This window comes from Rhodopseudomonas sp. RCAM05734, from assembly GCF_052658035.1.
Genome location: NZ_CP199742.1, coordinates 5968367 through 5994071 on the forward strand (window position 1 = coordinate 5968367; position 25705 = coordinate 5994071).

At 61.9% G+C, this 25705-nt stretch carries 22 protein-coding genes and 2 pseudogenes; 11 read left to right on the forward strand and 13 right to left on the reverse strand.

What is annotated here, in order from left to right:
• The first annotated feature begins 21 nt into the window (after positions 1 to 21).
• Together ACUXVA_RS28390 and ACUXVA_RS28395 are read left to right on the forward strand one after the other, a co-directional pair.
• Positions 22 to 810 carry an enoyl-CoA hydratase/isomerase family protein gene (locus ACUXVA_RS28390; RefSeq protein WP_445489517.1) on the forward strand — a complete coding sequence of 263 codons (789 nt, stop codon included), beginning with the start codon at positions 22 to 24 and terminating at the stop codon, positions 808 to 810.
• Complete coding sequence (locus tag ACUXVA_RS28395; RefSeq protein WP_445489519.1) at positions 807 to 1667, forward strand: N-acyl homoserine lactonase family protein; 861 nt, start codon at positions 807 to 809, stop codon at positions 1665 to 1667. The genes ACUXVA_RS28390 and ACUXVA_RS28395 overlap by 4 nt, the downstream gene beginning before the upstream one ends.
• A gap of 28 nt (positions 1668 to 1695) precedes the next feature.
• On the opposite strand, the pseudogene ACUXVA_RS28400 reads toward ACUXVA_RS28395, so the two are convergent.
• Positions 1696 to 2861: pseudogene (locus tag ACUXVA_RS28400) on the reverse strand (acetyl-CoA C-acetyltransferase).
• A gap of 541 nt (positions 2862 to 3402) precedes the next feature.
• Here ACUXVA_RS28400 and ACUXVA_RS28405 point away from each other — a divergent pair.
• Positions 3403 to 4434 carry a phosphotransferase family protein gene (locus tag ACUXVA_RS28405; RefSeq protein ID WP_265082586.1) on the forward strand — a complete coding sequence of 344 codons (1032 nt, stop codon included), beginning with the start codon at positions 3403 to 3405 and terminating at the stop codon, positions 4432 to 4434.
• A gap of 77 nt (positions 4435 to 4511) precedes the next feature.
• Here ACUXVA_RS28405 and ACUXVA_RS28410 read toward each other — a convergent pair.
• Positions 4512 to 4754: pseudogene (locus tag ACUXVA_RS28410) on the reverse strand (transposase); the annotation flags it as partial.
• 304 nt (positions 4755 to 5058) lie between these two features.
• Here ACUXVA_RS28410 and ACUXVA_RS28415 point away from each other — a divergent pair.
• Positions 5059 to 5958, forward strand: a complete 900-nt coding sequence (locus ACUXVA_RS28415; protein WP_265082585.1) for a LysR family transcriptional regulator — start codon at positions 5059 to 5061, stop codon at positions 5956 to 5958.
• A 305-nt stretch (positions 5959 to 6263) separates the two neighbouring features.
• Here ACUXVA_RS28415 and ACUXVA_RS28420 read toward each other — a convergent pair whose 3' ends face one another.
• The 5 genes from ACUXVA_RS28420 to ACUXVA_RS28440 form a co-directional block, all read right to left on the reverse strand.
• Entirely contained in the window at positions 6264 to 7046 is a 783-nt protein-coding gene (locus ACUXVA_RS28420) for an SDR family NAD(P)-dependent oxidoreductase (protein ID WP_265082584.1), read from the reverse strand.
• Complete coding sequence (locus ACUXVA_RS28425; RefSeq protein ID WP_445489522.1) at positions 7043 to 7855, reverse strand: SDR family NAD(P)-dependent oxidoreductase; 813 nt, start codon at positions 7853 to 7855, stop codon at positions 7043 to 7045. Before ACUXVA_RS28425 ends, ACUXVA_RS28420 begins: the two co-directional genes overlap by 4 nt.
• A gap of 36 nt (positions 7856 to 7891) precedes the next feature.
• The gene (locus tag ACUXVA_RS28430; RefSeq protein ID WP_265082582.1) at positions 7892 to 8227 is read right to left on the reverse strand and encodes an NIPSNAP family protein; all 336 of its coding nucleotides are present in this window, start codon (positions 8225 to 8227) and stop codon (positions 7892 to 7894) included.
• A gap of 33 nt (positions 8228 to 8260) precedes the next feature.
• Positions 8261 to 9499, reverse strand: a complete 1239-nt coding sequence (locus tag ACUXVA_RS28435; protein WP_265082581.1) for an ABC transporter substrate-binding protein — start codon at positions 9497 to 9499, stop codon at positions 8261 to 8263.
• A 75-nt stretch (positions 9500 to 9574) separates the two neighbouring features.
• Positions 9575 to 11293 (reverse strand): FAD-dependent oxidoreductase, encoded by a 1719-nt coding sequence (locus ACUXVA_RS28440; protein ID WP_445489525.1) that lies wholly within the window; start codon positions 11291 to 11293, stop codon positions 9575 to 9577.
• Positions 11294 to 11470: 177 nt separating this feature from the next.
• Here ACUXVA_RS28440 and ACUXVA_RS28445 point away from each other — a divergent pair, with 177 nt between their 5' ends.
• Both ACUXVA_RS28445 and ACUXVA_RS28450 read left to right on the forward strand, forming a co-directional pair.
• On the forward strand, positions 11471 to 12346 hold the full coding sequence (locus ACUXVA_RS28445) for a helix-turn-helix domain-containing protein (protein WP_445489527.1): 876 nt from the start codon (positions 11471 to 11473) through the stop codon (positions 12344 to 12346).
• 358 nt (positions 12347 to 12704) lie between these two features.
• Complete coding sequence (locus ACUXVA_RS28450; RefSeq protein WP_445489529.1) at positions 12705 to 12995, forward strand: hypothetical protein; 291 nt, start codon at positions 12705 to 12707, stop codon at positions 12993 to 12995.
• A 407-nt stretch (positions 12996 to 13402) separates the two neighbouring features.
• On the opposite strand, the gene ACUXVA_RS28455 is transcribed toward ACUXVA_RS28450, so the two are convergent.
• The 3 genes from ACUXVA_RS28455 to ACUXVA_RS28465 all read right to left on the reverse strand — a co-directional run bounded on the left by ACUXVA_RS28455 (position 13403) and on the right by ACUXVA_RS28465 (position 17993).
• A complete protein-coding gene (locus tag ACUXVA_RS28455; protein ID WP_265082577.1) occupies positions 13403 to 14431 on the reverse strand; it encodes an IS110 family transposase in 1029 nt (342 codons plus the stop codon).
• A 677-nt stretch (positions 14432 to 15108) separates the two neighbouring features.
• Complete coding sequence (locus ACUXVA_RS28460) at positions 15109 to 16302, reverse strand: serine hydrolase domain-containing protein (protein ID WP_265082576.1); 1194 nt, start codon at positions 16300 to 16302, stop codon at positions 15109 to 15111.
• A gap of 50 nt (positions 16303 to 16352) precedes the next feature.
• Positions 16353 to 17993, reverse strand: coding sequence for a flavin-containing monooxygenase (locus ACUXVA_RS28465; protein ID WP_445489532.1), 1641 nt, complete (start codon positions 17991 to 17993; stop codon positions 16353 to 16355).
• Between the two features lie 221 nt (positions 17994 to 18214).
• Here ACUXVA_RS28465 and ACUXVA_RS28470 point away from each other — a divergent pair, with 221 nt between their 5' ends.
• The 5 genes from ACUXVA_RS28470 to ACUXVA_RS28490 all read left to right on the forward strand — a co-directional run bounded on the left by ACUXVA_RS28470 (position 18215) and on the right by ACUXVA_RS28490 (position 23263).
• Positions 18215 to 19234 (forward strand): helix-turn-helix transcriptional regulator, encoded by a 1020-nt coding sequence (locus ACUXVA_RS28470; protein ID WP_265082574.1) that lies wholly within the window; start codon positions 18215 to 18217, stop codon positions 19232 to 19234.
• A gap of 168 nt (positions 19235 to 19402) precedes the next feature.
• The gene (locus tag ACUXVA_RS28475) at positions 19403 to 20497 is read left to right on the forward strand and encodes an ABC transporter ATP-binding protein (RefSeq protein WP_445489534.1); all 1095 of its coding nucleotides are present in this window, start codon (positions 19403 to 19405) and stop codon (positions 20495 to 20497) included.
• Positions 20498 to 20530: 33 nt separating this feature from the next.
• Positions 20531 to 21574, forward strand: coding sequence for an ABC transporter substrate-binding protein (locus ACUXVA_RS28480; RefSeq protein WP_445489536.1), 1044 nt, complete (start codon positions 20531 to 20533; stop codon positions 21572 to 21574).
• Positions 21575 to 21581: 7 nt separating this feature from the next.
• Positions 21582 to 22445 carry an ABC transporter permease gene (locus tag ACUXVA_RS28485; RefSeq protein WP_445489538.1) on the forward strand — a complete coding sequence of 288 codons (864 nt, stop codon included), beginning with the start codon at positions 21582 to 21584 and terminating at the stop codon, positions 22443 to 22445.
• 2 nt (positions 22446 to 22447) lie between these two features.
• On the forward strand, positions 22448 to 23263 hold the full coding sequence (locus ACUXVA_RS28490) for an ABC transporter permease (protein ID WP_265082570.1): 816 nt from the start codon (positions 22448 to 22450) through the stop codon (positions 23261 to 23263).
• 6 nt (positions 23264 to 23269) lie between these two features.
• On the opposite strand, the gene ACUXVA_RS28495 is transcribed toward ACUXVA_RS28490, so the two are convergent.
• From ACUXVA_RS28495 to ACUXVA_RS28505, 3 genes are all read right to left on the reverse strand, one after another.
• Positions 23270 to 23611: a hydroxyisourate hydrolase gene (locus tag ACUXVA_RS28495; RefSeq protein ID WP_445489541.1), complete on the reverse strand. Its 342-nt coding sequence runs from the start codon at positions 23609 to 23611 to the stop codon at positions 23270 to 23272.
• A gap of 91 nt (positions 23612 to 23702) precedes the next feature.
• Positions 23703 to 24545 carry an amidohydrolase family protein gene (locus tag ACUXVA_RS28500; RefSeq protein WP_445489543.1) on the reverse strand — a complete coding sequence of 281 codons (843 nt, stop codon included), beginning with the start codon at positions 24543 to 24545 and terminating at the stop codon, positions 23703 to 23705.
• Complete coding sequence (locus ACUXVA_RS28505) at positions 24545 to 25564, reverse strand: aldo/keto reductase (RefSeq protein ID WP_445493366.1); 1020 nt, start codon at positions 25562 to 25564, stop codon at positions 24545 to 24547. The genes ACUXVA_RS28500 and ACUXVA_RS28505 overlap by 1 nt, the downstream gene beginning before the upstream one ends.
• Between the last annotated feature and the right edge of the window lie 141 nt (positions 25565 to 25705).

Genomic DNA, 25705 nt, shown 5'->3' on the forward strand with positions numbered 1-25705 from the left:
CGCGACCGAGAAGGGCGCAGGATGACCAACATACGGCTTATTTGCCTCAACGATGATGGCCCTATCGCACGGCTGGTGTTCGATCAGCCGCAAACGCGCAACGCGATCACCGCCGAACTGGCGATCGAGTTGCGAAACGCGCTGAAAGGCTTGTCGCAACGGTCCGGCGTGAAGACGCTGATCATCTCGGGCGCCGGGCGAGCCTTCATGTCGGGAGGGGGTCTGACGGGCTTTCAGGCCGCCGGAGCGGCGAGCGCGCCGAACGAGGCGGACCGGATCATCGGCCCATTCCACGAGGCCGTCCGCATACTCCTGGGTCTACCGTTCCACGTGATCGCGCAGGTGCATGGCGCGGCCGCTGGCGCGGGTCTCAGCATCGTGCCGGCATGTGATTTCGCGCTCGCCGCCGACGTGATCGACGCTGCCAGTGCCGAACGCCTGGGTCTCATCACCCACAGCGTGCCGGCCGCGGACCTCTCGAAAGGACAAAAGTCTTCGCCGGCAAGCTCGTGGCGAAGCCGATGGCAGCGTTTGCCGAGACCAAGCGGTTGCTGCGCGCGTCGTTTTCGCAGGATATCGCTCAGCATCTCGATGCGGAGCATGCCATCTTCCGCCGAAGCGCGGCGAGCGCCTATTTCCATGAAGGCGTCACAGCCTTCTTCGAAAAGAGAAAGCCGCGATTTAACGACTGAGTTCTGCACTTCCCGGCTTGCAGATTGGCTCGGACAATGGGTCCGAGATTCGCAGCACGCCGCTCCGTGGATTGTTCGCGCAATGCCGCTTCGTACAGCAAGGAGGGTGTCCGCATGAACCCCGATTTGGACAGGGTTCCGGCCGGCCCGGAGCAGACGGATATCTACGACGTCTATGCGCTCCGCTACACTTGGAACGACCGGCGTCGAATCCACGAGAATTTCTTGCGTCGGGACATGCTGGACGGCCCGATGCCGATCGATTTCTACATCTGGATCCTACGCAATCAGCATCGGACGGTCATCGTGGATACGGGCTTCGGCCGTCGTGCCGAAGCCGAACGTGGACAATCGCTTGAGATCGATCCGATCGAAGCGCTGCGCATCATCGGGATCGAGCCGGATGAAGTTGAAGACGTCGTTCTCACCCATCTGCATTATGATCACGCGGGAAACATCGACAAATTCGCCCGGGCCCGCTTCCACGTCCAGGAGGCGGAGGTTGCCTACGCGACCGGCTCCTGCATGGGCTCGGCTGCCATGCGATATACCTTCGATGTCGAAAATGTCGCCCAGATCGTCCGGTTGACCTTTGCCGAACGGGTTGTCCACCATTGCGGAACAGCAGAACCCTTTCCAGGGATCAGCCTGCATCTGCTCCCCGGCCACTCCGAGGGCTTGCAGGGCGTGCGCGTCGATACCCGGCGCGGGCCGCTTCTGTTGGCCTGCGATGCCAGTGTCTACTTCTCGAACTATATCAGACGCGCTCCGTTCGGCATCACCATCGATGTTCGTGACACGCTAGCGGCCTTCCGGTCGATCGCGAGGCTGACCGGAAGCATCGCGCACCTGATTCCAGGCCATGATCCGCTGATCCGCAAGCTCTACCCCAGCATATCGGTTGCCGGCGTCGAGCTCGTGGCCCTGCATGCAAAACCCGACCCCGCCCGGTTCGAAGAACTGCGCGGCGGCTGATTGCAACCGCGCAGCCTCTTCCCGGTCGTCAGAGCGCCTCGACGATGGTCACATTCGCGATGCCGCCGCCTTCGCACATGGTCTGCAAAGCGTAGCGGCCGCCCCGAGCTTTCACGCATTGATCAAGGCCGCCATCAGCTTGGTTCCGGAAGCCCCGAGGGTATGGCCGAGCGCGATGGCGCCGCCATTGACGTTAAGCCGGGCGGGGTCGGCAGTGATCGATCGCAACCATGCGAGCGGGATCGGCGCAAAGGCCTCGTTGACGTCGTAGAGATCAATGTCCTCGATACGCATTCCGGCCCGCGCCAGCGCGCGCCGCGTCGCAGGGATCGGCTCCTCGAGCCGGATCACCGGCCGTCACCGTCATGCTGTGAATGCGAGCGATCGGCGTCAGACCGTGCGCCTTCAACGCGGTCTCGTTGACGACAAGGACGCCGCTGGCGCCATCACAGATCTGGCTGGCATTCGCAGTGCTGATCGAGCCGCCTTCTTCGAGCCGCTTGACGGACGAAACGCCCTCGAGTGTCGCGTCATGCCAGGTCCTCTCGTCTGTCGCGTGGGACTCAGGCCCTTCCGCGCCCATTACCCCGATGGACACGACTTCCCGCTCGAAGGCCTCGGCCTTGGTGGCGGCGCTGGCGCGGCGATGGCTCCCCAACGCGAGGCATCGAGATCGTCGCGCGTGAAGCCGTATTTGTCGGCGACCATCTGGGCCCCGCAAAACTGGCTGGATTCCTTTACTGCATAGCGCTGCTCGACCGTGCTGCTCAGCGGCCCCTGTCCGAGCCCGGCCTTCGCATGAAGCTCGAAATTCCAGAACATCGGAACCCGGCTCGTGCTTTCCACGCCCGCGGCGATCACGATGTCCTACGTTCCCTACATCACCGCTTGAGCGGCGAAGTGAAGAGCCTGCTGCGAGGAGGCGCATTGCCGGTCGATGGTCACGGCCGGCACGGATTCGGGCAGGCACGACGCGAGGACCGCGTTACGGCCTAGCGCCATCGCTTGCTCCCCCGCCTGGCTCACGCAGCCCTTAATGACGTCTTCGACCGCCGCCGGGGCGATATCGGTGCGTTCAACGAGCGCGGTCAGAATCCCCCCCCCCGCCAGATCGGCCGGATGATGCTGCGAGAGACGTCCGTTCCGGCGGCCGCCCGCAGTTCTGACTGCGTCAACGATGTAAGCCTGCCTCATCATCCACCTTCCTTGCTACGGGGATCACTGCTGCAACGGTTCGCGGCTCCCGATGTCCTCGCGTCATGCGAGCGTCCGGTGCGCTTCCACCGATCAGCCCTCCTTGCGGGAAAAATCGGGCGCTGACAGGCCAGCGCTCCCTGCATGTTTCGACCCAGAGACGCTTCAGCTGGCCATGCCATGTCTGTGACTTTTCCCACGCCAGACAGATGGACAGACGAAGCGATCGGCCATATATGAGACGAGCGTATCGAAAAAACGATTCAGCAGAACGAGAACGTCTGGACCGGCATGCCGCCGTTGCGACCCCGTTCTCGTGCAGGGCAGGAACAACGCCATTGCAAGACCGCATTCTGCATGGTCTCCGCCAAGGCCACAAGCCGCTCGGCCTTCGCCTCGCCCTGCATGGCCCTGAGCAGCCGCTCGGAATGGGCCCTTTCCATTACGAGATCGCAGGTTTTGCCTCACTCCAGCCGGTGATACCCAAGTACAGTGGCATCCCGAGATCAGGCTCACCGACATGATAAGGCAAGCTGCGTCGATGGCGTCGAACGACTTCGCCTCGTTCGAATTCGATCCTCACCGTCTCGAAAAATATCTAAAGGGGGTGCTACCGGATTTGGCGGGGCCGATGGGCCTGCAAAGAATCGGCGGCGGCCAGTCCAATCCCACCTTTTTCGTCGAGTTTCCCGATCGCTGCCTCGTCTTGCGCAAGAAGCCAGCCGGGGACATCTTACCTTCGGCTCACGCCGTCGATCGGGAATATCGCGTTTTGACCGCGCTCGCCCGGACAGGCGTCCCGGTGCCTACCGCGTTGCTCTATGAAGAAGATCCTAGGATTACGGGCACGCCCTTTTACGTGATGGAGCGGGTCGAGGGCCGTGTTTTCCATGACTGCTCGCTGCCGGGAGTGCCGGCGGAGCAGCGTCGGGCAATGTATTTCGCCATGGCCGACACGCTGGGCGCGCTGCACCGGGTTGCGCCGAGTGACGTCGGACTTGCCGACTACGGCAGGCCGGGAAACTATTTCTCACGGCAGATCGCGCGGTGGAGCCGGCAATATGCCGAAAACCGGACCCGTGATATCCCCTCCATCGAGCGAGTCATCGACTGGCTGCCTGTGAATATTCCGCAGGGAGAAGAGACTGCGATCTCGCATGGCGACTTCCGGCTCGGAAATCTAATGTTCCATCCGGAAGAGCCGCGCATTGTCGCCGTGCTCGACTGGGAATTGTCGACCTTGGGCCATCCGCTCGCCGATGCGGCCTATTCCTGTCTGCCTTGGCACACGCTGCCGAGTTGGTACGGGGGGATCATGTCTCTCGACCATGCTGCCCTCGGGCTCCCCAGCGAGGCCGAGTATCGAGCCCGCTACAACGCCGCATCGGGTCGCTCAGTCGGCGTCGCCACGGCCCATGTCGTGTTCGCCCTGTTCCGCTTTGCCATAATCCTGGAAGGCGTCGCCGCCCGGGCACGATCCGGAGCGGCGGCGTCCGACAACGCGCACGAGGTCGGAGCACTCGCGACATTGATCGCGGACAGGGCCGCGGAACTCGCCGAAACTGGCCTTTGAGCACCTGAGGGATCCTATGGATTTTGCATTCTCCGAACGCGTCCAAGGTTTGCGGCATGAGCTAGAGCAAATTCCTCTTAATGCGATCTGTATCCGGCGAGAGCAAAGAAGTTCGCGCATTGGTCGGGTTTGAACTGAGGCAAAGCGTTAGCGGTCGCCCGTTCCAGTGCGTCGAGGGTTCGCGCGGCAGACTTCCGGATATGTGATTTGAGCTTGGCAAAAGCATTCTCGATCGGATTGAAGTCGGGACTGTAGGGCGGCAGATAGTGGAGCTTTGCGCCACAGGCCTTGATTGCCTGCCTGACGACGGACACGCCATGATAAAAAATCCTCCACTGGCGCCGTTTGCGAACCGGGGGCGCCTGCTCCGCCATGAACGACTTTGGCAAGGTCGTGGCTTCCGGCAACGCAGGAAGTTGTCGCGACGATGGCAGACTAAGCGGGCAGCGGACGCTGAGCAACGTAATCCCAACCCTGGATCGGACTTTCGTCATTCATTTCATACTTGAATCTTGCCGACGGATCCGGACTTTCACATTTGCATCAGCGAACACGCTTGCAGCATCCGTGGCTAATTCGTCAGCGTGTGGTTTGTACTACTGCTGAGCAAAAAATGGAGTTTGCATGGACTGGGACAATGTCAAAGTCTTTCTGGCTGTCGCCCGTGCTGGACAATTGTCGGCCGCGGCAACGGCTTTGCGACTGGACATTTCGACGGTCGGTCGGCGAATGGTGATGCTTGAGAAGTGTTTAGGTGCGCGCTTGTTCGATCGAACGCCGACCGGCAGCGTCCTGACCGCTGCTGGCGAGAACCTGCTGGGGCCGGCTCAAGAAATCGAATCGTTAATGATTCGTGCTCAATGTGCTCTTTCAGGTGCCGACTCCGAAATGTCTGGCACTGTGCGAATTGCTGCTCCGGATGCGTTCACGACACTGTTTCTCTGTTCGGTGCTGCCTAGACTCATGCTGAAGCATCCCATGCTCACGATCCAGCTTGTACCGATATCGCGCGCGCTATCGTTATCTAGGCGCGAAGCGGATCTAGCCATCCTGGTTGATCGGCCCAGCGAAGGACGTCTTGCGGTAAGGCGACTGGTGGATTACTCGTTACACTTCTACGCGACGAAAAACTATCTTCGACAGCATGCGAGGCCACTTTCGAAGGCCGAGCTTTCTAATCATGTTCTTGTTACATACGTGCAAGATCTATTATTCGACGATCAACTGAAATTCATGGCGGAAATGTATAGCCGAAGCCATCGCCGATTCGAGTGTGCGACGGCGCTCGCTCAAATTGCCGTAGTTCGCGCAAGCGGAGGAATAGGTATCCTGCCTGACTACGCCATCGTCGGGGATGACGAGTTGGAGGTCATTCTTCCAAACGTGTCATTCGGGCGCAGCTATTGGATGGCCATTCACGAGGATTTCGTCGGCCTGAACCGCGTGCAGGTTGTTGTTGATCACATAGTTTCAGAGTTGAAATTACGCAGAGCAGGTTTCCGTGGAGCTCCGCTCGATATTTAGCTTCTATTTACGTTCAAGATAATCGTTAGTCTGGAGTGGGCCCTCCAGGGTGGACAGGTTGGCTTTCCGTATTTGACCGGACGACCGGGCTTTCAGAGGATGAAGGCCATGAGAAAGGACCGACCCCACAGCGTCGATTTTAAACGTCAGGTGACGCAGGAGTATCTGGGCGGCGAGTTTGAATGAGCATCGAAGCGGGTCCCCTAGCTACGTGAAGTCCAACCTATTGATCTCGCTGGCGAACTAGGCAAACAGCGGGGTCATGATCGGCGCTGACCTGCTCCTGAAGTTTCATCCAGCGGCGATTAGAGTCTCGGCGGAGCGCTTGCATCACCGGCGTCGCCAAAAGCTGTCCATCCGCCGTCAACCGAAAGCACCGAACCGGTGACATAGCTGGCTGCCGGCGATGTCAGAAAATAGATCGTCTCGGCGATCTCTTCGGGGCGAGCCAGCCGGGCGATGGGAATGCGACGCCGAATTCGCGCCGCGTCGACAAAACCGTCAGCTTCCAGCTTGTTCACCAGCGCGGTCGCCACGAAGCCGGGCGCCACAGCGTTTACGCGAATTCCATCGGCAGCCCATTCGCAAGCCATCGACTTGGTCATCATCGCGATGCCGGCTTTGGCGGCGCCATACGCGTTGCGCCTTGGCAGGCCGGACAACCCGGCAATAGAGCTGACATTCACGATGGATCCGGTGCCTTGATGCTTCATCGCGGAATAGGCCTCGCGCGAGCACAGAAACGTGCCAGTGAGGTGGACGCCGAGAACTTTCTCGAAGCTCTCGACGGTCTGTTCCGAAGTCGGAAGATGAGGACTACCGATGCCAGCGTTGTTGACCAGTGCATCCAAGCGCCCGAACATCTTATGCGTTTCCGCAAATGCTTCTTTGACCTGAGCCTCGCTCGAAACGTCGCAGGCAATACCGACATGTCTGGGGCCTATTTCGGCCGCCTTCACCGCCACCCTCTTGGCGTCGATGTCGATCAAAGCGACGGCGTATCCATTGCGAGCGAATACTTGTGCGGTCGCCCAGCCGATGCCATCGCCGGCTCCTGTAATCAGCGCGACCGGCGCCTCATGTGTCATGACCGTCCCTCCTTCGCCATCCCTGTGTCCTTTTCGAAGCCCGGCCGCGGAATGCTGCTCATGATGGTTCGGGTGAAGCCTCCATCTATGACGATATCCTCGCCTGTGACGTAATCCGCTCGATCACTGGCAAGGAATACCACTGCGTCTGCTATGTCCTGCGGCTGTCCGATGCGTCGGCGCGGAACCATCGCCGAACGGGCGTCCCGCACGCCGGGACTGTCGTAGATCCCCTTCGTCATCGGAGTCTGGATCATACCGGGGCTCACCACGTTGCTGCGAACGCCGCGCGGCCCCCACTCCACGGCAAGCTGCCGCGACAACATCACCACCGCCGCTTTGCTGGCGCTGTAGGCTCCGCTGAAGCTCTGCGGTGAATAGGAGGAGATCGAGGCGACGTGAACGATGGCGCCGCTGCCCGCATTCAGCATGCCCGCCCCGAACGCCCGCGCGCAGCGCAGATAGGCTGTCAGATTGAGCGACATGATGGCGTTCCAGTCGTCGAGCGACATCGTTTCGAGGTGCCCGGCTCGCATGGTGCCGGCGTTATTGACGAGGATGGCAGGGGCTCCGAGCCGCTCAGCGACAGTTCGCGCGGCCTCGTCGACGCTGGCATCACTCGTCACGTCGCAGCGCAAGAAATGGCCCTGCCCTGCGAGGTGCTCCATGGTTTCGCGTGATGGCTCTTCCCGATCAAGCAACACCACGGTCGCGCCGGCCTCAGCCAGGCCGGCGGCGATGCCCAGGCCGATGCCGCCGCCTGCGCCCGTGACGACCGCGACGCGATCCTTCAAGTCGATCCAGCTCATGATGTTTCTCTCTGGCAGGGCGGCGATAATTCGTGATCAGGCGCGGCGCAACGACGGCAGATCGATCTTGCGGATCAAACGGTTTTCCTGTGCCGTAATCAGGTGTCCGGACGCCCGCAGATAGGCCGGCCAGTCCGGATCCTTGTCGCGCTCGGCATGCCGCCGTTCAAATTCCCCCATATCCAGAAACCCCCAGAGATGGACGACCTGGTTCAGCGGACCCACGGCGCTGGAATACATGCCGAGCGGCTGCCCGACATATTTCAACTGGACCGGCATCGCGAGCCTGTCGAAAACATCGATGAACTCGGCCATCTTACGAAGTTGTATCGTATATGTGCGCAGGTCCACGATCGGAGAGTCGTACGGCATGTCGGATCACCCATATCCAGTTGTGGTTTGCACTCAAGCTTTGATCAACGGGCATCCACCCTCGGCGAGCGGACGGAATGCCTCATCGGAAGGCAGCGTCGATATCAGCTTGTAGACATCGCCGGGCGCCTTGCTCTCCTCGGGTTTCTTGACCTCGAACAGGTAGGCGGGGTGGATTTTCCGACCATCATCGCGGATGCTACCCGGCCCGAAGCAGTCGTCGTCCGTCGGCATCTTCTTCATCAACTCCACGACAGAACGCCCCGACGCCTTCGCCCGATCGACGCCGAGTTCCTTGACCACCTTGAGGTAGTGCGCGACGCAGGAATAGTCGCCGGCTTGACTCATGTTGGGAAACACGCCCGAAGCCAGACGGGGTTTGACGCGAGACATGAATGCTCGCGTCCGATCATTGAGGTCCCAATAGAACGTCTCGGTCAGCGACAATCCCTTCGCCGTGGGGAGCCCCATGGCAGTGACGTCCGTGATGTAGCCGATCATCGCCGCCATGCGGGTTCCGTTGGCGTCGATACCGAACTCCTGTGCCTGCTTCAGTGCGGAGATCAGTTCGCTTCCGGAATTGGCAAAACCGATGACGTCGGCTCCGCTGGATTGTGCCTGCAGCAGGAAGGACGAAAAATCGGTCGTAGATCCGAACGGATAGCGCACCGCGCCAACCACGGTGCCGCCGGCGGACTTGACGAATTTGGACGCATCAGCTTCAGCGGCATGGCCGAAGGCATAGTCGGCCGTGATGAAGAACCACTTCTTTCCACCGGTGCGTACGACGGATGTCGCCGTCGAATGCGACAGGCACCAGGAATCCCATGCCCAATGGATGAGGTTGGTGCTGCACGCCTTCCCGGTCAGTTCAGAACTCCCGGCCGTCGTGATCAATGCAACCTTGTCCTTGCCTTCGATGAGGTGCTTGGCGCCGAGTGCGATCGAACTATTGCCGACATTCTCGATCACATCGACATCGTCCTGGTCGAACCACTTGCGGATGATGTTTAGGCCGATATCGGCCTTGTTCTGATGATCCGCGACGAGCACATCGACGGCGATGCCAGGATTGCTCGCCTTGAACTCGGCAATGGCCTGCTCCACACACGCCACGGTCGTCGGTCCCGAGACATCGCGATAGACGCCGGACATGTCGGTGATGACGCCGATCCGGATCCGCTTGGCGGACTGGCTGCGCGCCGCGCGGAACGGAACCATGGCCGAGGCGGCGATGCCTGCTCCAATGAATGTGCGACGGTCGATGGTCATTGTTTCCTCCATATGATTTTTGTTTTGGATGGTCGAGCGGGCTGATCCCCGCGGCCGGCACGTCGCCCGGCCGCTTCAGGCATATGTCGCGACGTCTTCCTTGCCGGCGATATGTCTGGCGGTGATGTAGCCGAACGTCATGATGGGGCCGAGCGTGATGCCGGCGCCGGGATAATTGCCTCCCATGATGCTCGCGCGGTCGTTGCCGCACGCGTACAATCCCGGGATTGGCCTGGAGTCCGAAGCCAGCACCCGGCCGACCGTATCGGTGGTGAGGCCGTCAAACGTGCCGAGATCGCCCATGATGAGCTTCAACGCGTAGTACGGACCTTTGCCGATCGGGGCGACGTTCGGATTCGGCTTGTTGTCGGGATCGCCGAGAAAACGGTTGAACGCCGTCGAGCCTCGTCCGAATTCGGGATCTTCCCCGCGAACCGCGCCTTCGTTGAATTTGCACACGGTCGCCTCCAGCGCGGCGGCATCGATGCCGACGAGACCGGCGAGTTGATCAAGCGTCGACGCCGACTGCAGGTAGCCATTGCGCAGATAGATTCCGATCGGAACGGGTGCCGGTTTGGCGTAACCCAGACCATATTTGCGGATCGTGGCGTGGTCGCAAATCAACCAGCACGCCGTTTCTGTACCGCCTTCGTTGCCGGAGATCATGGCCTCCCCCGTGTCGTGATAGGAATTCGACTCGTTGGCAAAGCGTCGCCCCTTGCGATCGACCGCGATCACGCCGGGCTTGTAGCGATCTACCAGATGCGGGAACACACCGACCTTGCCGCCTGCCAGCGGAACCTTCGACACCGGCATCCAGGACGCGGCATTTGGAAAGCGAATGTCGCATGTGCCTCCGACCTGCTCGGCCATCGCCACGCCATCGCCGGTGTTGCCGGCAGGTGTTGGAGAAAGGTGTTCGCCGCCGCGGGCCAAATGCGGATAGGCGCGCGTGATCCGCTCGACATCATGCGGAAAACCGCCACAGGCAAGCACAACGGCGCGACGGGCCGAGATCCTGAACTCGGCATCGGCGTGCTTCACCAGAGCGCCGGTGACGGCGCCCTGCTCGACGATCAACTGTTGCGCGCTGGTACCGGTCAGTAGCGGGATCTGCAAATCGAACACGGTCTTCGCCAAGCGGGCCACCAGCGCATTGCCGCTGGTGATCTGCACGCCGCGTCCGTACAGCGCCAGCTCCCTGAGGTGATTGAGCAAGCGCCTGATCACATAGACGGCGGACTTGAACGACCGCGTCGCGCGGAAAAAGTGCTTGAGATCTTCGTTCGACGAATTGAACATCATCCCGATGAACGTGATCGTCGAGAGCGGCGGCCTCAGCCTCTTGATCTCATGGCCGAGGCCGCGGGCGTCAAAAGCAGCGGCCGTCACCGAACGCCCGGCCATGGCCCCTCCCGCGGCGTCAGGGTGATAGTCCGGATATCCAGACAGAACGAATTTTGCTTCGGTCTCGCGCTCGAAAAAGTCGAGCATGCGGGGACCTTGATCCAGGAATGCGTCGATCGCTTTCTCGCCGTAAAAGTTGCCGGTCTCGTTTCGAAGATAGGTGATGGCGGCGTCTCGGCTATCCTCAATTCCGGCGTCGCGGGCATAATGATTTCCCGGTACCCAGAGAACGCCGCCGGAAAACGCGGTTGTTCCGCCGAAGAATTCCTCCTTTTCGATGATCACGACGTCGAGGCCAGCTTTCTTCGCGGTGATCGCAGTCGACAGTCCGCCTGCGCCCGATCCGATGACCAACACGTCGCACGTGCGCCGCATGTCATTCAGCATCGCTCGTCCTCCCTGAATTTGTCGCCCGCAGTACTACAGTCAGGCACTTCTTGATTGGCATCATTTGATCGCCGGAGGGACTGGAGCAATGGACGATCCCGATAAATGATTGTACTTTCCAACGAAACGACGACGGTGTTGCAGCGCACGCTCGCGACGTGAACGGGTCTACATCATATGATTCCGCACTATTTTCTGTACGAAGAGCTCAAGTCAGACATTGAACCGACGTTTCTGCACATCGAGCCGATCCGCACCAGGAGCAGTCGCCACGGTTGGACGATCCGCACCCACACCCATCCGAACCACCACCAGATACTGATTCTCGACAAGGGCGGAGGCACGATCGAAGTCGAGGGCGAGGATTGGGATCTGTCGCCGAAGAGCCTGATCGTCGTGCCCGCCCTCACCGTCCACGGATTTCGCTTCAAGCGCGACACCAACGGCTACGTGATCACGGTCGCATCGTCGTTCCTGCGGAACGTTTTCCGGGAAGACCCCGAGCTACTCAACGGCTTCCTCAAACCCGCGCGCTTTCTGCACAGCCAGCTAGGCGAGGAGATCGATCTCCGCAAGCTATTCGTGTCCCTGCAGCGTGAATTCGTCTGGGCGGCCCCCGGCCGTGGCGCCTCGATCAAGGCGTATCTGCAACTCATCGCAGTTGCGATTGGACGGCTGCACGGGCAACATCATCAGCCGCACGTCTCAGGCGCGCGCGATGTCGATACCGTCATCCGGTTCCGTGAGCTGGTGGAGGAGGTCTATCGCAATCATCCGCCGTTGGCGACATTGGCTCGCAAGCTCGGGGTCACGACGGCGCGGCTGAATTCTTGCTGCCGGGAGGTGACTGGCAAGTCCTCACTTGCTTTGATCAATGATCGGGTGCTGACGGAAGCCAAACGAAAGCTGCTCTACTCGGAGGAGACCATCGCTGAGATCGGAGCATCCCTCGGTTTCGCGGATCCAGGATACTTCAATCGATTCTTCACCCGAGGCGTCGGAATTTCGCCTGGACGTTTTCGACATAATTCACTTAACGCTGTGCAGGCTTAGTTCCACACAAGGTCTGCTGACGGACTTTCAGCGCTCAGGGTCACGCTCGTGCGGGCCGCGCCCCGGCGCAGTGGCGCTTCAACGATCACATTTGGCCGGTTTGGGGGGGCCACCTGCGATAGGCCGCTTTGCGCCGATACTGTTGAAAAAGTCGTTTTGTGCTCCGGGTCGGATTTTCCTAGCCTCACTGGTGAGCCTTGCTCATATTAACCTGAGGGACCACGTTGAATCTCGTAAAATCGATCACGGGCCGCCGAGGATCGGCTGGAGCAATATGCAGCGACAGATCAGATCGAACGAGAGTCTTGACGAGATTTTCTAGGTCGATCGATTTTCGACTTTTTCAACAGTATCCGCCATGAGCGGCCTGTGGATGGACGTGCACGTGCTCGACAGCAGGCTGCTGCTGCTCCTCGGGCGGCCCTACCTCACCGTCTGCATCGACGTCTACAGCAGAATGTCGCTGGGATTCTTCATCACGTTCGAGCCGCCTAGCTTGTATTCGGTGTTGGCGACATTGAAGCGCGTCAACTGGCACAAGGGATACGTCCAGAAGCTCTATCCGCAGATCAAGCGGCCCTGGGACGGATGGGGATGCCCGACGGAAATTGTGCTGGACCGCGATTGGGCGCACCAGTCGCCACGCTGATCGGATGCGCCCCCCAAGACATCGTTTCACTGTCAATCGGCCCTTTAATTGCGGGCTGTTGTCAAGCACCCGTATGGCCGCGCTCAGCAAAGCGGTAGCGGTCGCCCCATCGAAACTGGATGGGGTTGTGGAGATGGGGCGAGAGCGGCCGGCGATACGATAGCCGGTCAGCGTTGGATTTTCGTTTGCCGAACAATCTTAGCGCGGTAGCTTTGATGCCATCGCCAGGGTCATGGTCCTTTCCGAGGTCGCCAGGCGCCTCATGATGATGTCCGGGGCGGGTGCCTCAACGTGTACAGCGGAGTACGGACAGGCCGCCACCAGCCGATTGACCGAGGTCACCGCGACCACCGTCCCAGCGGGACATCGCCAGCCCGGCGGACCAGGCCAGAAACTTCAGGATGCCTTTAGGCCGGGGTTGCATGGCCCCAGTCGAATGAGGTGCCATCCACCCAAATGCAGTGAAGGATGACGGCGATCTTTCTGGCAATAGCGACCTTCGCCTTCTTCATACCTATCCGCTTTGCGAGCTTCATTCCCCAGACCTTGAGGGAGGACCATTTTTTGGTCCGATAAAGCAGGACAGTCGCCGCCTCGAACAGGTAGGTTCGGAGAAGACGGTCGCCCCATCGCGATATCTTGCCGCTCGTATCGGTTTCTCCAGATTGGTTGCGCCGAGGCGTAAGGCCGAGATAGGCGCCGACCGTAGAGGCCGATCGGAAGCGGGACGGATCGTCGATCGTATGGCGGAACGTGAGGGCCGTCACCACTCCGACGCCTGGAACTGTCATCAGGCGCCGCGTCGTCTCGTCTGACTTCGCCAATCGGCGGACCTCATCGTCAAACTTGCTCTGCTGCTGACAGATATGCTCATGAATCGACAGGAGCGGCGCGGTCACGCTGAGAAGCTGGTGATCGTTGCCGAGTAGCTCGCTGACCTGATTGCGGAACTGTTGGCCGATGGCGCGAGGGAATAGCAATCCATATTCCTTGATCAGACTGCGGACTTGGTTCTCAATGTCCCGGCGCATGGATACGAGTCGGGATCGCGCGACGAGTATCGCGCGGACCTTTTGACTTTCCTCGCTCTTAACTTTCACTTCTCGATACCAACCGACCCGTACCAGTTCGGCAAGACCTCGAGCGTCATTTTGATCACTCTTGTTCATACGTACCGACAGTGCCGCGTGTGCATGCCGCGCATCGATGCAAACGACAGGTAGATCGACCCTACGAAGTTCGTGCCAAAGCCAGCTTGACATCGCGCCGGTCTCAAAACCAATGCGCTCCGCCAGTGGCGCATGTTTACGAAGCAGGTCAGTCAGAGCGCCGGGATCTGACTTAGCCTTTCCCTCGAAGATTAATTGGCCAGTTTCGCTGACCACGCACACTGCGGTTTCTCTTTGCGAGACATCCAGACCGACGTATTGCTTCATGACGGTTCCTCCGAATCGGTTGATTGCGAGGGCTCGATGCTAACGGATCTTTCGTGCCACGAGCGCTGACCGCAATTACGTCATCGTGTTCAAATATTGCAGGCCGAATGACACCAGACCTGCTGCAGCCAGTCGGGGTCGGTAGTCGAACATCTTCGCCGCCTTTCGTCTGCTGCGGACCTGCATTTATGACGCGGACGGCCTTGATCCAATCAGGCGCCAACAGGCGTCCCAAGCAGCATTATCACTTGTCGTGATCTGGGTGTCAGAACCTACCCGCGAGCGGGCCGTTCATCGCGGCCGGCTCGCGGAAGCGCGCTCGTGGAAAAAAGTCGAAACGGCACTACTTTTGCGAAAAAAATCTGCGCAAATAGCGCCACTCTTTCAGCCACTTGCGAGATCGAGTCGTTTTCAAAGCGAAAACCGGGGCGATCGAGTCGTTCTCAAAGTCAAAATCGAGTCGTTTTCAAAATCGCGGGTCTAGGAAAAACAATGGGATAACCGAGTCGTTTTCAAAGTGGCCCCACACTGTTCGGACAAGCAGAAGCGCGCTGCTGCACACCCGGCGCGGATCTCATCGCCGCGGCGCCGTCGGATGGGCATGCGTCGCAACCGGCCTCGTTCGTCAACGAGACCCGTTGCGCCGCGCAGGCGTTTCAGTGTCGGTTCATCGAACCCTATCCGGCCATGCGCTGCCGCAGGCTCTGGTAGAATGCCGTCTCGAAATTCATGTAGCCGATGAACGAGGTCGGATCGCCGAAGGGAAGGATCTGGGTGGCCCAGAAGCCGCCGAAGCCGTTGCGCCGGTCGATCCAGTAGAACAGGTTGGCCAGCCCGGCCCAGCCAAGCGCGCCGGCGGGCCGGCCGGTGGGCGCCTCCTCGTCATTGACCATGAAACTCAGGGCCCAGGATTTCGACTGGCCGGGGAAGAATTCCGCGTCGTTGCACAAAGCAGGATTGGCGCCGGTGATGGCGGTGACCTTGTGGCTGCCGAGGTGGTTCTTCTCGGCCATGCGCACGGTGTCGGCCTTCAGCACGCGGCCGTGCTCGCCCGCGCCGTCGTTCAACCACATGCGTATAAAGCGCATGTAGTCGCCGACCGTGCCGTAGAGGCCGTGGCCGCCCATATGCACCTCGGAATCGGCCGGCAGTTCGAAATCCATCGGCGTCAGCGAGCCATCGGCGTTGCGCGCGTGAACACCGGCCAGCCGGCGCCGCAACGGATCCGTGAGTTCGAACGTCATGTCGGCAATGCCCAACGGCTCGAAGATCCGCGTCTTGAAGACCTCGCCGAGCCGGCGGCCGGCGATCGCCTCGACGATCTGACCGCACCAGTCCAGGTTGGTGCCGTATTCCCAGCGATCACCGGGATCGAACAGCAGTGGCGTCATCAGGCAGGCCTTCGACGCGGTGATGACGCTGGGCTGGCCCTTCTCCTGTGCCAGCCGGAGATAGGTTCGGTTGGTGAAGTCATAGCTGAGACCTGCCGTGTGAACCATCAGCATGCGGGTCGTGATCTCGCGCTTCGGCGCGCGCAGCACCGGCTCGCCTGCGGCGTCGAAGCCGTCGATGACCTGCAGCTTGCCGATCTCGGGCACGTAGCGCGTGGCGGGCGCGTCGAGATCGAGCTTGCCGTCCTCGACCAGTTGCAGGACGGCGGTGCCGGTGATCGCCTTGGTGGTGGAAAAGATGGCGAAGACGCTGTCGGTCGTCATGTCGGCCGGCTGATCGAGCCGGCGCTTGCCGGCGGCACCTTCATAGATGTTGCGATGACGGTCCGTCACCATCGCGACCACGCCGGGGACGCGTGGCGTCGATGACACGACACCTTCAAGCACGGCATCGGCGGCAAAACTGAAGTTCTCGCTCATGGTCTTCCTCCCTGTCTGTTTGTCTTTTTGTCAACCCTGCTGCACTTCGCCTATTGCATCGCAAATCCCCGGTAGTCGTTGGCCGCCACCTCGTCGCACTTTTCCCGGTAGACGCCGACACCGCCACAATAAGACAGCAGGCGGCGCGGCTTGCCCGGAATATTCGAGCCCAGATACCAGGAGCTGGTCTTGGCAATCAGCGTGGCGTTGGCGGTCTCGTCATGATGGGCGACCCAGCCGTCTTCCGTCTCCTTTGTGGGCTCGACGACGTTGAGGCTTTTGCGGCGCATATAGGCGATGCAGGCATCGATCCATTCGACCTGCTGCTGCAGGCAGGTGGTCATGTTGCAGAGCGCGGCCGAGGGTGCCAGCGGCACCGCCGTGGTGAACAGGTTGGGATAGCCGTGAATCTGCAGGCCCATGGTGGTGCGGATATCCCGGCTCCAGTCGTCCTTCAACGATCGCCCGCCACGGCCCCTGATATCGATTCGCGTCAGCGCTCCCGTGCCAGCGTCGAATCCGGTGGCGAGAACGATGATATCCACGTCGTGCACCGTGCCGTCCGCGGTCCTGATGCCGGTTTCCGTCACGCAGTCGATCGGATTGCCTTTGACGCTGACGATCTCGACATTGGAGCGATGGAAGGCTTCGAGATAGTTCTGCTCCAGCGGAACGCGGTGCGTCCCGAAACCGTAGTCGGACGGAATCAGCAGGTCGCACAGTTTCGGATCCTTGAGCCGCTCGCGCATCTTCTGGCGCACGAATTCGGAGATTTCGGCATTGACCTCCTCGTCGAAGAACATCTCCGCGAAGGACGACAGCCACAGCTTCAGCGAGCCGTCGTTCCAGCAATCCTCCAGCACCGCACGGCGCTGGGGCGGCGTCAGGTCGGCCCAGGCCTGCTCGAAGTCATATTCGAATCCGGTGAAGGTGTGCGGCAACCGCGCCGTGAGGTGTGCGAACTTGGCCTTGTAGGCGGCGGCCTCCGCCGCACCGTATTTTGGATTCTTCATCGGAATGACGTATTGCGGCGTGCGAACGAATACCTTGAGGTGACCGACCTCGCCGGCGATGGACTGAACGACCTGAATGCCGGTTGCGCCGTTGCCGATGACCGCGACCCGCTTGCCGGCGAAATCGATCGGCTGTTCCGGCCAACGCGCGGTGTGAAACGGCTGTCCCTTGAACGCCTCCTGGCCGGGAAACGACACGTAAGGAGCCGACAGCATACCGCAGCAGGCCACCAGAAACTGCGTGTCGATCCCCCGCCCCTTGTCGGTGGTGACGAGCCAACGCTGCGTGGCTTCATTGAAATGCGCACTTTTGACCGTGGTGCCGAACTGGATGTCGCGACGCAGATCGAGACGATCGGCCACATAGTTCAGCCAGCGTTCGATCTCCGGCTGGCCCGGAAACTTCTCGCTCCAGCTCCATCCCGTGTAGAGTTCTTCGGAAAACAGATACTGATAGATATAACTTTCGGAATCGAACCGTGCGCCCGGATAGCGATTCCAGTACCACGTCCCACCCACACCCGACGCCGCGTCGATCGCTGTGACATTCAATCCCTGTTCGCGCAGGCGATACAGCCGATACAGCCCGGCGACGCCGGCCCCGATCACGACTGCGTCACGCTTTTCCGTCGGGTGGGCGCCGTTGCTTCCATTGGATGTGGTCGCAGCTTCCGTCATTTGTTTCCTCCGTTCTTTGCACGTCCTCGATATGTGTGGGCCGCGGTCAGCCGTCGTCACCCGCCTCACGATCGGGTGACGCTGCATCGCAACAGGCTGGTCGCGAGCTTTCAAACGGGCCGCGCAGTCCATCTGCTCGCCCGCGAATTTCGCGCAGCGCGCAGGAGGTTATGGGGCAGACGTCATCGCGCGCTTGAAAGAAACCAACAATCCTTTGAACGATGCGCGGCGACATCAACGGCGCCAGAGTCTGCTTGGCAAAAGCCAGAAGCGGTCTATTCTACCGGTCTGCCGTTAGGCCAATGACAACAGAAGCGCTCAACCGCGCCACAGAGTTGCACGGAGGAGACTGTGCGATGGGCCAATACATCACGGTCGAGGAGCTGCCCCGCTATGCTCCCGGTGAACTGATGCTGGACAGCCTTGCGGTGGGAAAGCCCGATTTTCGATTGCGGGTGTTCCGCTATGCGCCATCTGATATCTGGATTCCACCTTCCGAGAACTTTCTCGTCGTCGTCTACAGGACCGGGACGACATCGATGAACCGCCGCGTCACCGGTTCCTGGAAACGCGACGACGTCGGCCGTGGCGCCAGCACGCTGCTGACCCGCGCGGAAGCTTCGAACTGGCGATGGGGACATGACGTCGAGGTCAGCCATTTCTACATCTCGCCGGCCCTGATGACCAAGACGGCGAGCGAGGCCTTCGACCGCGACGCGCAGGCCATCGAACTCCACGACCTGCTCCGCGCCGAAGATCCCATCCTGACCTGGATCAGCGATCAGATGGTCCAGGAAGTTGCCGAGGGCGGTCCGGGCGGTCGGCTGTGCTACGATGCGCTGGCACTTCAGGCCAGCGTGCACATCCTGCGGAAATATGCGTCCGTGCGCTTCAAAATGCCCTCCGCCCAGGGCCGCTTCAGGCCAGCCCATGCCCGCATGATAGAGGACTATATCGAGCATCACATCGCCAGAAATATCACGCTGGAGGAATTGGCCAACATCTGCAACTGCACGCCGGTGCAGTTCGCACGCAAATTCAGCGTGCATTACGGCGTGCGGCCGCATGCCTATGTCCTGGGCTGCAAGGTGGCGCGCGCATGCCAGTACCTGAGCAAGGATCGGCTGGCGCTCAAGGAAATCGCACTGCTCTGCGGCTTTTCGGATCAGAGCCACCTCAATCGGGTGTTCCGTCGCCACATGAACCTCACTCCGGCAGAATATCGCAAGCAATCGGCGTGAGGCGGCCGGTCGCCGGGGCTGGAGGCTCTTGCTCCGCACCCCCTGCCCCGGCGACTGCGAGCTGTTACGTGGCCGCTCCCGATCGGACCGGCAACGAATGTCCCGCCGGAGAGGACCGGCCAAAGGCACGGAACTTGCTTTGCAAATAGGCAAAGCAAGGAGCCGTGCATGCCTGAGCCGAAGGGCGGTCGTTCGCTGGTCATCGATGCCGTCACGCATCGTTATGCAGGCGGCGCGATCGCGGTGGAAAACATCAACCTCGACGTGAAAGGCGGCGAGATCATCGCGCTGCTGGGACCATCCGGTTGCGGCAAGACAACGCTTTTGCGCATCGTCGCCGGCTTCATCGCCCAGAGCCAGGGCCGCATCATCATCGGCGACGACATCGTCGATCGCCTGCCGCCCAACCGCCGCGCGGTCGGCATCGTGTTTCAGAACTATGCGCTGTTTCCGCACCTGACCATTGCCGAGAACGTCGCCTATGGCCTCGCCGCGCGCAACGTCGACAAGGCGACCCAGCGCAGCGAGGCGCAGCGCCTGCTCGATCTGGTGCAGCTCTCGTCCATGGGCGAGCGGCTGCCGCGGCGGCTGTCCGGCGGCCAGCAGCAGCGCGTGGCGCTGGCCCGCGCGCTGGCCATCAAGCCGTCGATCCTGCTGCTGGACGAGCCGTTCGCCGCCCTCGACAAGAACCTGCGGCTCGACATGCAGATCGAGGTCAAGCGGTTGCAGCGGGTGTCGGGCATTACCACCGTGATCGTCACCCACGACCAGGAGGAAGCGCTGTCCATGGCCGACCGCGTGGCCGTGTTGAGCCAGGGGCATCTCGAACAGTTCGGCTCCCCATCGGATGTCTACGACCGGCCGCAGACGCTGTTCGTCAACACCTTCGTCGGCTCCACCAACCGCATGCCCGGCACGCTGATCGCAATGGACCCGACCGGCGCCAAGGTGCGGCTCGACGCCGGCGCCGAGATCATCGCCCGGCCGGCCGCGAAGGGGATTGCCGAGGGTGGCCGCGTCACCGTCTGCATCCGGCCGGAGCATCTGCAGTTCGTCACCGACACGTCGGGCTTCGCCGGCGTGGTCGGCATGGCGCTGCCGCTCGGCACCACGGTCGTCCATGAGATCACCACCGCCGACGGCTCGGGCGTGAAAGTTTCCCAGGCGCGTTTCGGCGAGACGCGCCTGCTGGAGAGCGGCGTCGCGGTACGCGTGGCTCCGCTCGCCCCCGCCCTCGCCAATGTGTTTCCCGCCTCCCTTTAGCGCCACGTCAGCTTTCAACCGGAGCCTCATTTAATGATCAGTCGCAGAAGCCTTCTCACTACCGCATTGACCCTTGGCGCCATGAAGGCGTTTCCCGGGCTGAGCTACGCCCAGGCGCGCCCGCTGGTGTTCGCCACCTTCACCGGTAGCTGGGAGGAAGCCCACAAGGCGGTGCTGGTACCGGCGTTCCGCAAGGCCAATGCCGACGCGGCCATAGTGCTCGACCCGATGCTGTCCGTCGACCAGATCGCCAAGATCAACGCGGCGCGCGCCAATCCGCCGATCGACGTGATGCTGCACGATCCCGGCCCGGCGCTGGTGGCGATCGGCCAGGATCTCGCCGAGCCCTATCCCGTGGAGAAGAGCGCGTACTACAAGGACCTGATCGCCGAGGCGCAGGAGCCGATGGGGCCGGCGCCGTTCTTCCAGGTGGTGGGCCTGACCTACAATCCCGAGACCATCAAGAAGCCACCGACCTCCTGGGCCGACCTGTGGAATCCGGAATTCAAAGGCCGCGTCGGCATCACCAACCTCAATTCCACGCTCGGCACCGGATGGCTGGTCGAGGTGGCCCGCATGCACGGCGGCTCGGAAGCCAATATCGATCCCGGCTTCAAGGCGCTGGAAGCGCTGAAGCCCAATCTCGCCGCGGTCGCCGCCAATCCCGGCGCGCTCGCTACCCTGTTCCAGCAGGGCCAGGTCGACATCTCGCCCGGCAATTTCAACGCCATCCAGATCCTCAAGGCGCGCGGCGTGCCGGTGGAATTCGTGGCGCCCAAGGAAGGCGCCATCGCCTTCAAGACCACCATTCATATCGTCAAGAACTCGCCCAACAAGGAGCTCGCCTTCAAGCTGATCGAGGCGTCGCTGTCACCGGAGGTGCAGACCACCTTGATGAACTCGCCGTACCTGATCGTGCCGACCAATGCCAAGGTGCCGATGGGCGGCGAGATCGCCCGCGTGCTGGCCAAGGACACCGAGGAGTTGAAGAAGAAGTTCGTGTTCCAGGACTGGAAGAAGATCAACGAGCAGCGCTCGGCCTGGATCGAACGCTTCAACCGCGAAATCAAGATCTGAGGCGACGATGACCGCTGCATCGGCACCGCGCGACGTGACATCCTACGGGATCGGGCTGGCCGCTCCATTGGCCCTGTTCTTCCTGGTGTTCTTCGTGGCGCCGCTGGTGCGGCTGTTCGTGCTGTCCCTGCACAACGACACGGCCGGTACCCTCTGGGGTATCGGCCAGTACGTCCATTTCCTCACCGACCCCTTCAGCCTCGGCGTGCTCGGCTCCACGCTCCTCCTCGGTGCCGAAGTGACGGCGCTCTGCCTGGTGCTCGGTTTCCCGCTTGCCTGGCTGTATCACCGCGTCGGCTCGCGCATGCAGACGCTGATCATCCTCATCGTGCTGCTGCCGCTCCTGACCAGCGTGGTGGTGCGCACCTTTGCCTGGATCGTGATCCTCGGCCGCCAGGGCATCGTCAATGCGACGCTGCAGTCGATGGGCGCCATCGATACGCCGCTGCGGCTGCTGTACACCCAGTTCGGCGTGGTGGTCGCGCTGGCCCAGGTGCAGATGCCGCTGATGACGCTGCCGCTGATCACCGCGCTCGGCCGCATCGACATGAATCTCGAGGACGCCTCGTGCTCGCTCGGCGCCGGCAGTTGGCGCACCTTCCGCAAGGTCATTCTGCCGCTGTCGCTGCCCGGCATCATCGCCGGCTGCACGCTGACCTATGCGGCCGCCATCACCGCCTTCATCACCCAGTCGCTGATCGGCGGCGGACAGATGCTCTTCATGCCGATGTACCTGTACCAGCAGGCCTCGACCTTGCAGAACTGGCCGTTCGCCTCGGCCATCTCGATCATCTTCCTGCTGGCGGTGCTCGCCGTCGTCACCCTCTTCAACATGCTGGGCCGATTGTCTCGCGGCTACGGCGGAGCCTGATCATGAGCGGCCGCAAGCGCACCTGGGAAGCCATCAGCTTCGAAGTAGTCATGACGGCGATCGCGCTGATCGGGCTGGTGATCATCATCGCGCCATCGCTGGTCGTGCTGATCGTGTCGTTCACCAGCGGCTTCTCGCTCAAATTTCCTCCGCCCGGCTATTCCGGCCGCTGGTACGTCGAATTGTGGAATGCCTGGCAGTTGCATTTCGCCGCGCGCAACAGCTTTGTGGTGGCGCTGTGGGCGACCGGCCTGTCCATCGTGCTCGGCGTCGGCGCCGCATTGGCCATTGCGCGCTCGCCGACCCTGTCGACACGACTGCTCGACTCGTTGTTCATGTCGCCGCTGGTGCTGCCGGCACTGGCCTTCGGTCTCGCAGCGCTTATGCTGTTTTCACGGGTCGGCATGCAGGTGTCGCTGCTGACCCTGGTGATCGGCCATACCGTGGTCTGCGTGCCCTATGTGGTGCGCAACACAGTGGCGGCGCTGGCCCAGCTCGAGCCGGCACTGCTGGAAAGCTCGGCGGCGCTCGGTGCCAGCCGGTCCTACACCTTCCGGCGCATCGTGCTGCCGCTGATCCGTCCGGGCATCATCGCCGGCGCGTTCATCGCCTTTATGTCGTCGTTCGACAATGTGCCTGTGTCGCTGTTCCTGCGCGACGCGGCCACCGACATGCTGCCTATCCGCATGTGGCAGGACCTCGAGGGCAAGCTCGACGTCACCATCGCGGCGCTATCCAGCGTGCTGATCATTGCCACGGTTGCGCTCATCGCCGTCATGGAGCGCGTCACCGGCCTGTCGAAGCGGCTGACGAACTGATCCGCCTCAGGCGCCGCGAAACAGTGCAAAGCCCCAGCGCGTGAACTTGATCGGCAGATGGAAATGCTCATCCACGTTCACGATCCTGAACCGGAACGGCACCACCGTCAGAAAGCCTGCGCCCTCGCTATCGGCAAAGAATTCACCGAGGTGAAACAGCACCTCGTATTCGCCGGCTTCGATTCCAATCCCTGTGGTGACCGGGTGATCGAGCGTGCCGACGGCACCGAGCCAGCCGTCGGCAATCAGGGCACGCGCCGGCCCAACTTGCCAGATCTCGACGCGCAGGCCTTGCGCGGGTTGCCCGCTCGCGACATCGACCGCATGAATGGATATCCCGCCCGCCATCAGAACTCCTACCGATTGAGTGACGGTCGATGATAGATCACAAGCAAGGCGGACGGCCAGCCCGCCCCCGCGAGCCCGTCACCGACGCGCTTCAACATCTCCGTCCCCGGTGCGCAAGATAGATGCGCGCCGCGTTGCCGCCGAAGACGGCGGCCTTTTCATCGGCTGACAGATCGGCCAGCAGAGCTTCGGCGGCGGCGAACCATTTTTCGTAGCCACCGGCCAGATTGACCACGGGCCAGTCGCTGCCCCACAGCAGGCGAGAGAGCCCGAAGCACGCCACGACATGATCCACCGCGTTGCGCAGAACCGCGATCTGCCAGTCCGGTGCGGCCTCGGTCACGAGGCCCGACAGCTTGCAGACGATGTTGGGGCGTTCGGCGAGCGACGCGATATCGCGATACCAATCTGCCGTCTCGCCGCTTGCAAGCCGGGGCTTGCCGCAATGGTCGAGCACGAATTGCGTGGCCGGGTGATCGTCGACCAGCCGCAGCAGACGCGGCAAATGGCGCGGCAGCACCAGTGCGTCGAACACCAGGCCGTTCCGTGCCATGGCCGCCAGCAGCGGCGCCAGTGCCGGACGCAGCAGCCAGTCGTCGTCGGCCATGTCCTGCACCATCGGCCGCAACCCGACCAGAAGCCGGTGCGCGGCGAGCGCATCGATGCGCGCGCTGGCGTCGGGCGCGTCGAAATCCGTCCAGCCGACCACGCCTCGCACCTCCGTCGCCCTTGCCGCGATGTCGAGCAGGAACATGGTTTCCGCCTCGGTCGGCGCGGCCTGCACTAGGATCGAGCCTTCGATATTCGCGGCGCCGAGATGCGGCGCGAGGTCCGACAGCGAGAAGTCGCGATGGATCGGCGCCAGCGCCGGCGTCAGCCAGCCATAGTCGCCACGATCCAGCGTCCAGACATGGTGATGCGCATCGATGCGCATCAATCGGCGACCGATGACGGAACCGGCGCTGCCGCATCCAGCAGGCGCTCGGCCTTCAGATCGGCCCACAGCGCAGTCGGCACCGTGCGCGACAGCGCGTCCACATTGCGCTCGACCTCTTGCGGGCTCTGGGCGCCCAGTACGACGCTGGCCACCGCCGGATGCCCCAGGGCAAAATGCAATGCCGCGGTGGGCAGGGCAACGCCATGCGCCGCGCAGACGCTGTCGATCCGCGCCACCTTCACCAGGATATCGGGAGGCGCATCCCGGTAATTGTACTTGGCGCCGCTGACCGCGCCGGTCGCCAGAATACCCGAATTGAACACGCCGCCGAGCAGCACGCCGATGCCTTGCTGCTGCGCCAGCGGCAGGAATTCTGCCAGCGCCGGCTGCTCTAGCAGCGAATAGCGCCCGGCCAGCAACATGGTATCGAAGGATCCGGCCTGCGCGAAACGCACGCACATCTCGGCCTCGTTCACGCCGATGCCGATTCCGGCGACAACGCCCTCGCCGCGCAGCCGGTCCAGCGCCACATAGGCCCCGGCCATCGCCTCCCGAAACCGCGCCTCGATGGCGTCGCGGCCATGGGTCCAGACGTCGACGTCGTGGATCAACAACAAATCGAGGCGATCTGTACCCAGCCGCAACAGCGACTGTTCCACCGATCGCATGGTGCCGTCATAGGAATAGTCGACCACGGCCCGGTGCGGCAGCCCGCCGACATAGCCGGAACCGTCGCCGCGCCCGGTGAACGGGTCCATCCAGCGACCGACCTTGGTACATACGACGATGTTCTGGCGCGGCACGCGCCGGAGCGCGGTGCCGCAACGATGTTCGGCAAGACCGTTGCCATAAAGGGGAGACGTATCGAGCAGATTGATGCCCCGATCGAGCGCGACGTGTACCGTATCGATGGCCGTGTCGTCGTCCGGCTGCGCATAGAGGTCGCCAAGCGGCGCGGTGCCGAAGCCGAGCACCGAAACCTCGAGCCGCGTCCGACCAAGAAGACGGCGCGGCAATGCAGACCGCGGAGTCGCATCGACCGGCTTCTCTTCGTCTGCCTGCGCAGCGGCGGCCGTGTAGAGTTCCCTCACCTTGCTTGCCAATGGTCTACCCCGCTGATCTCGGCCCCGAACCTGCCCTCCGCGAACGGACTGCAC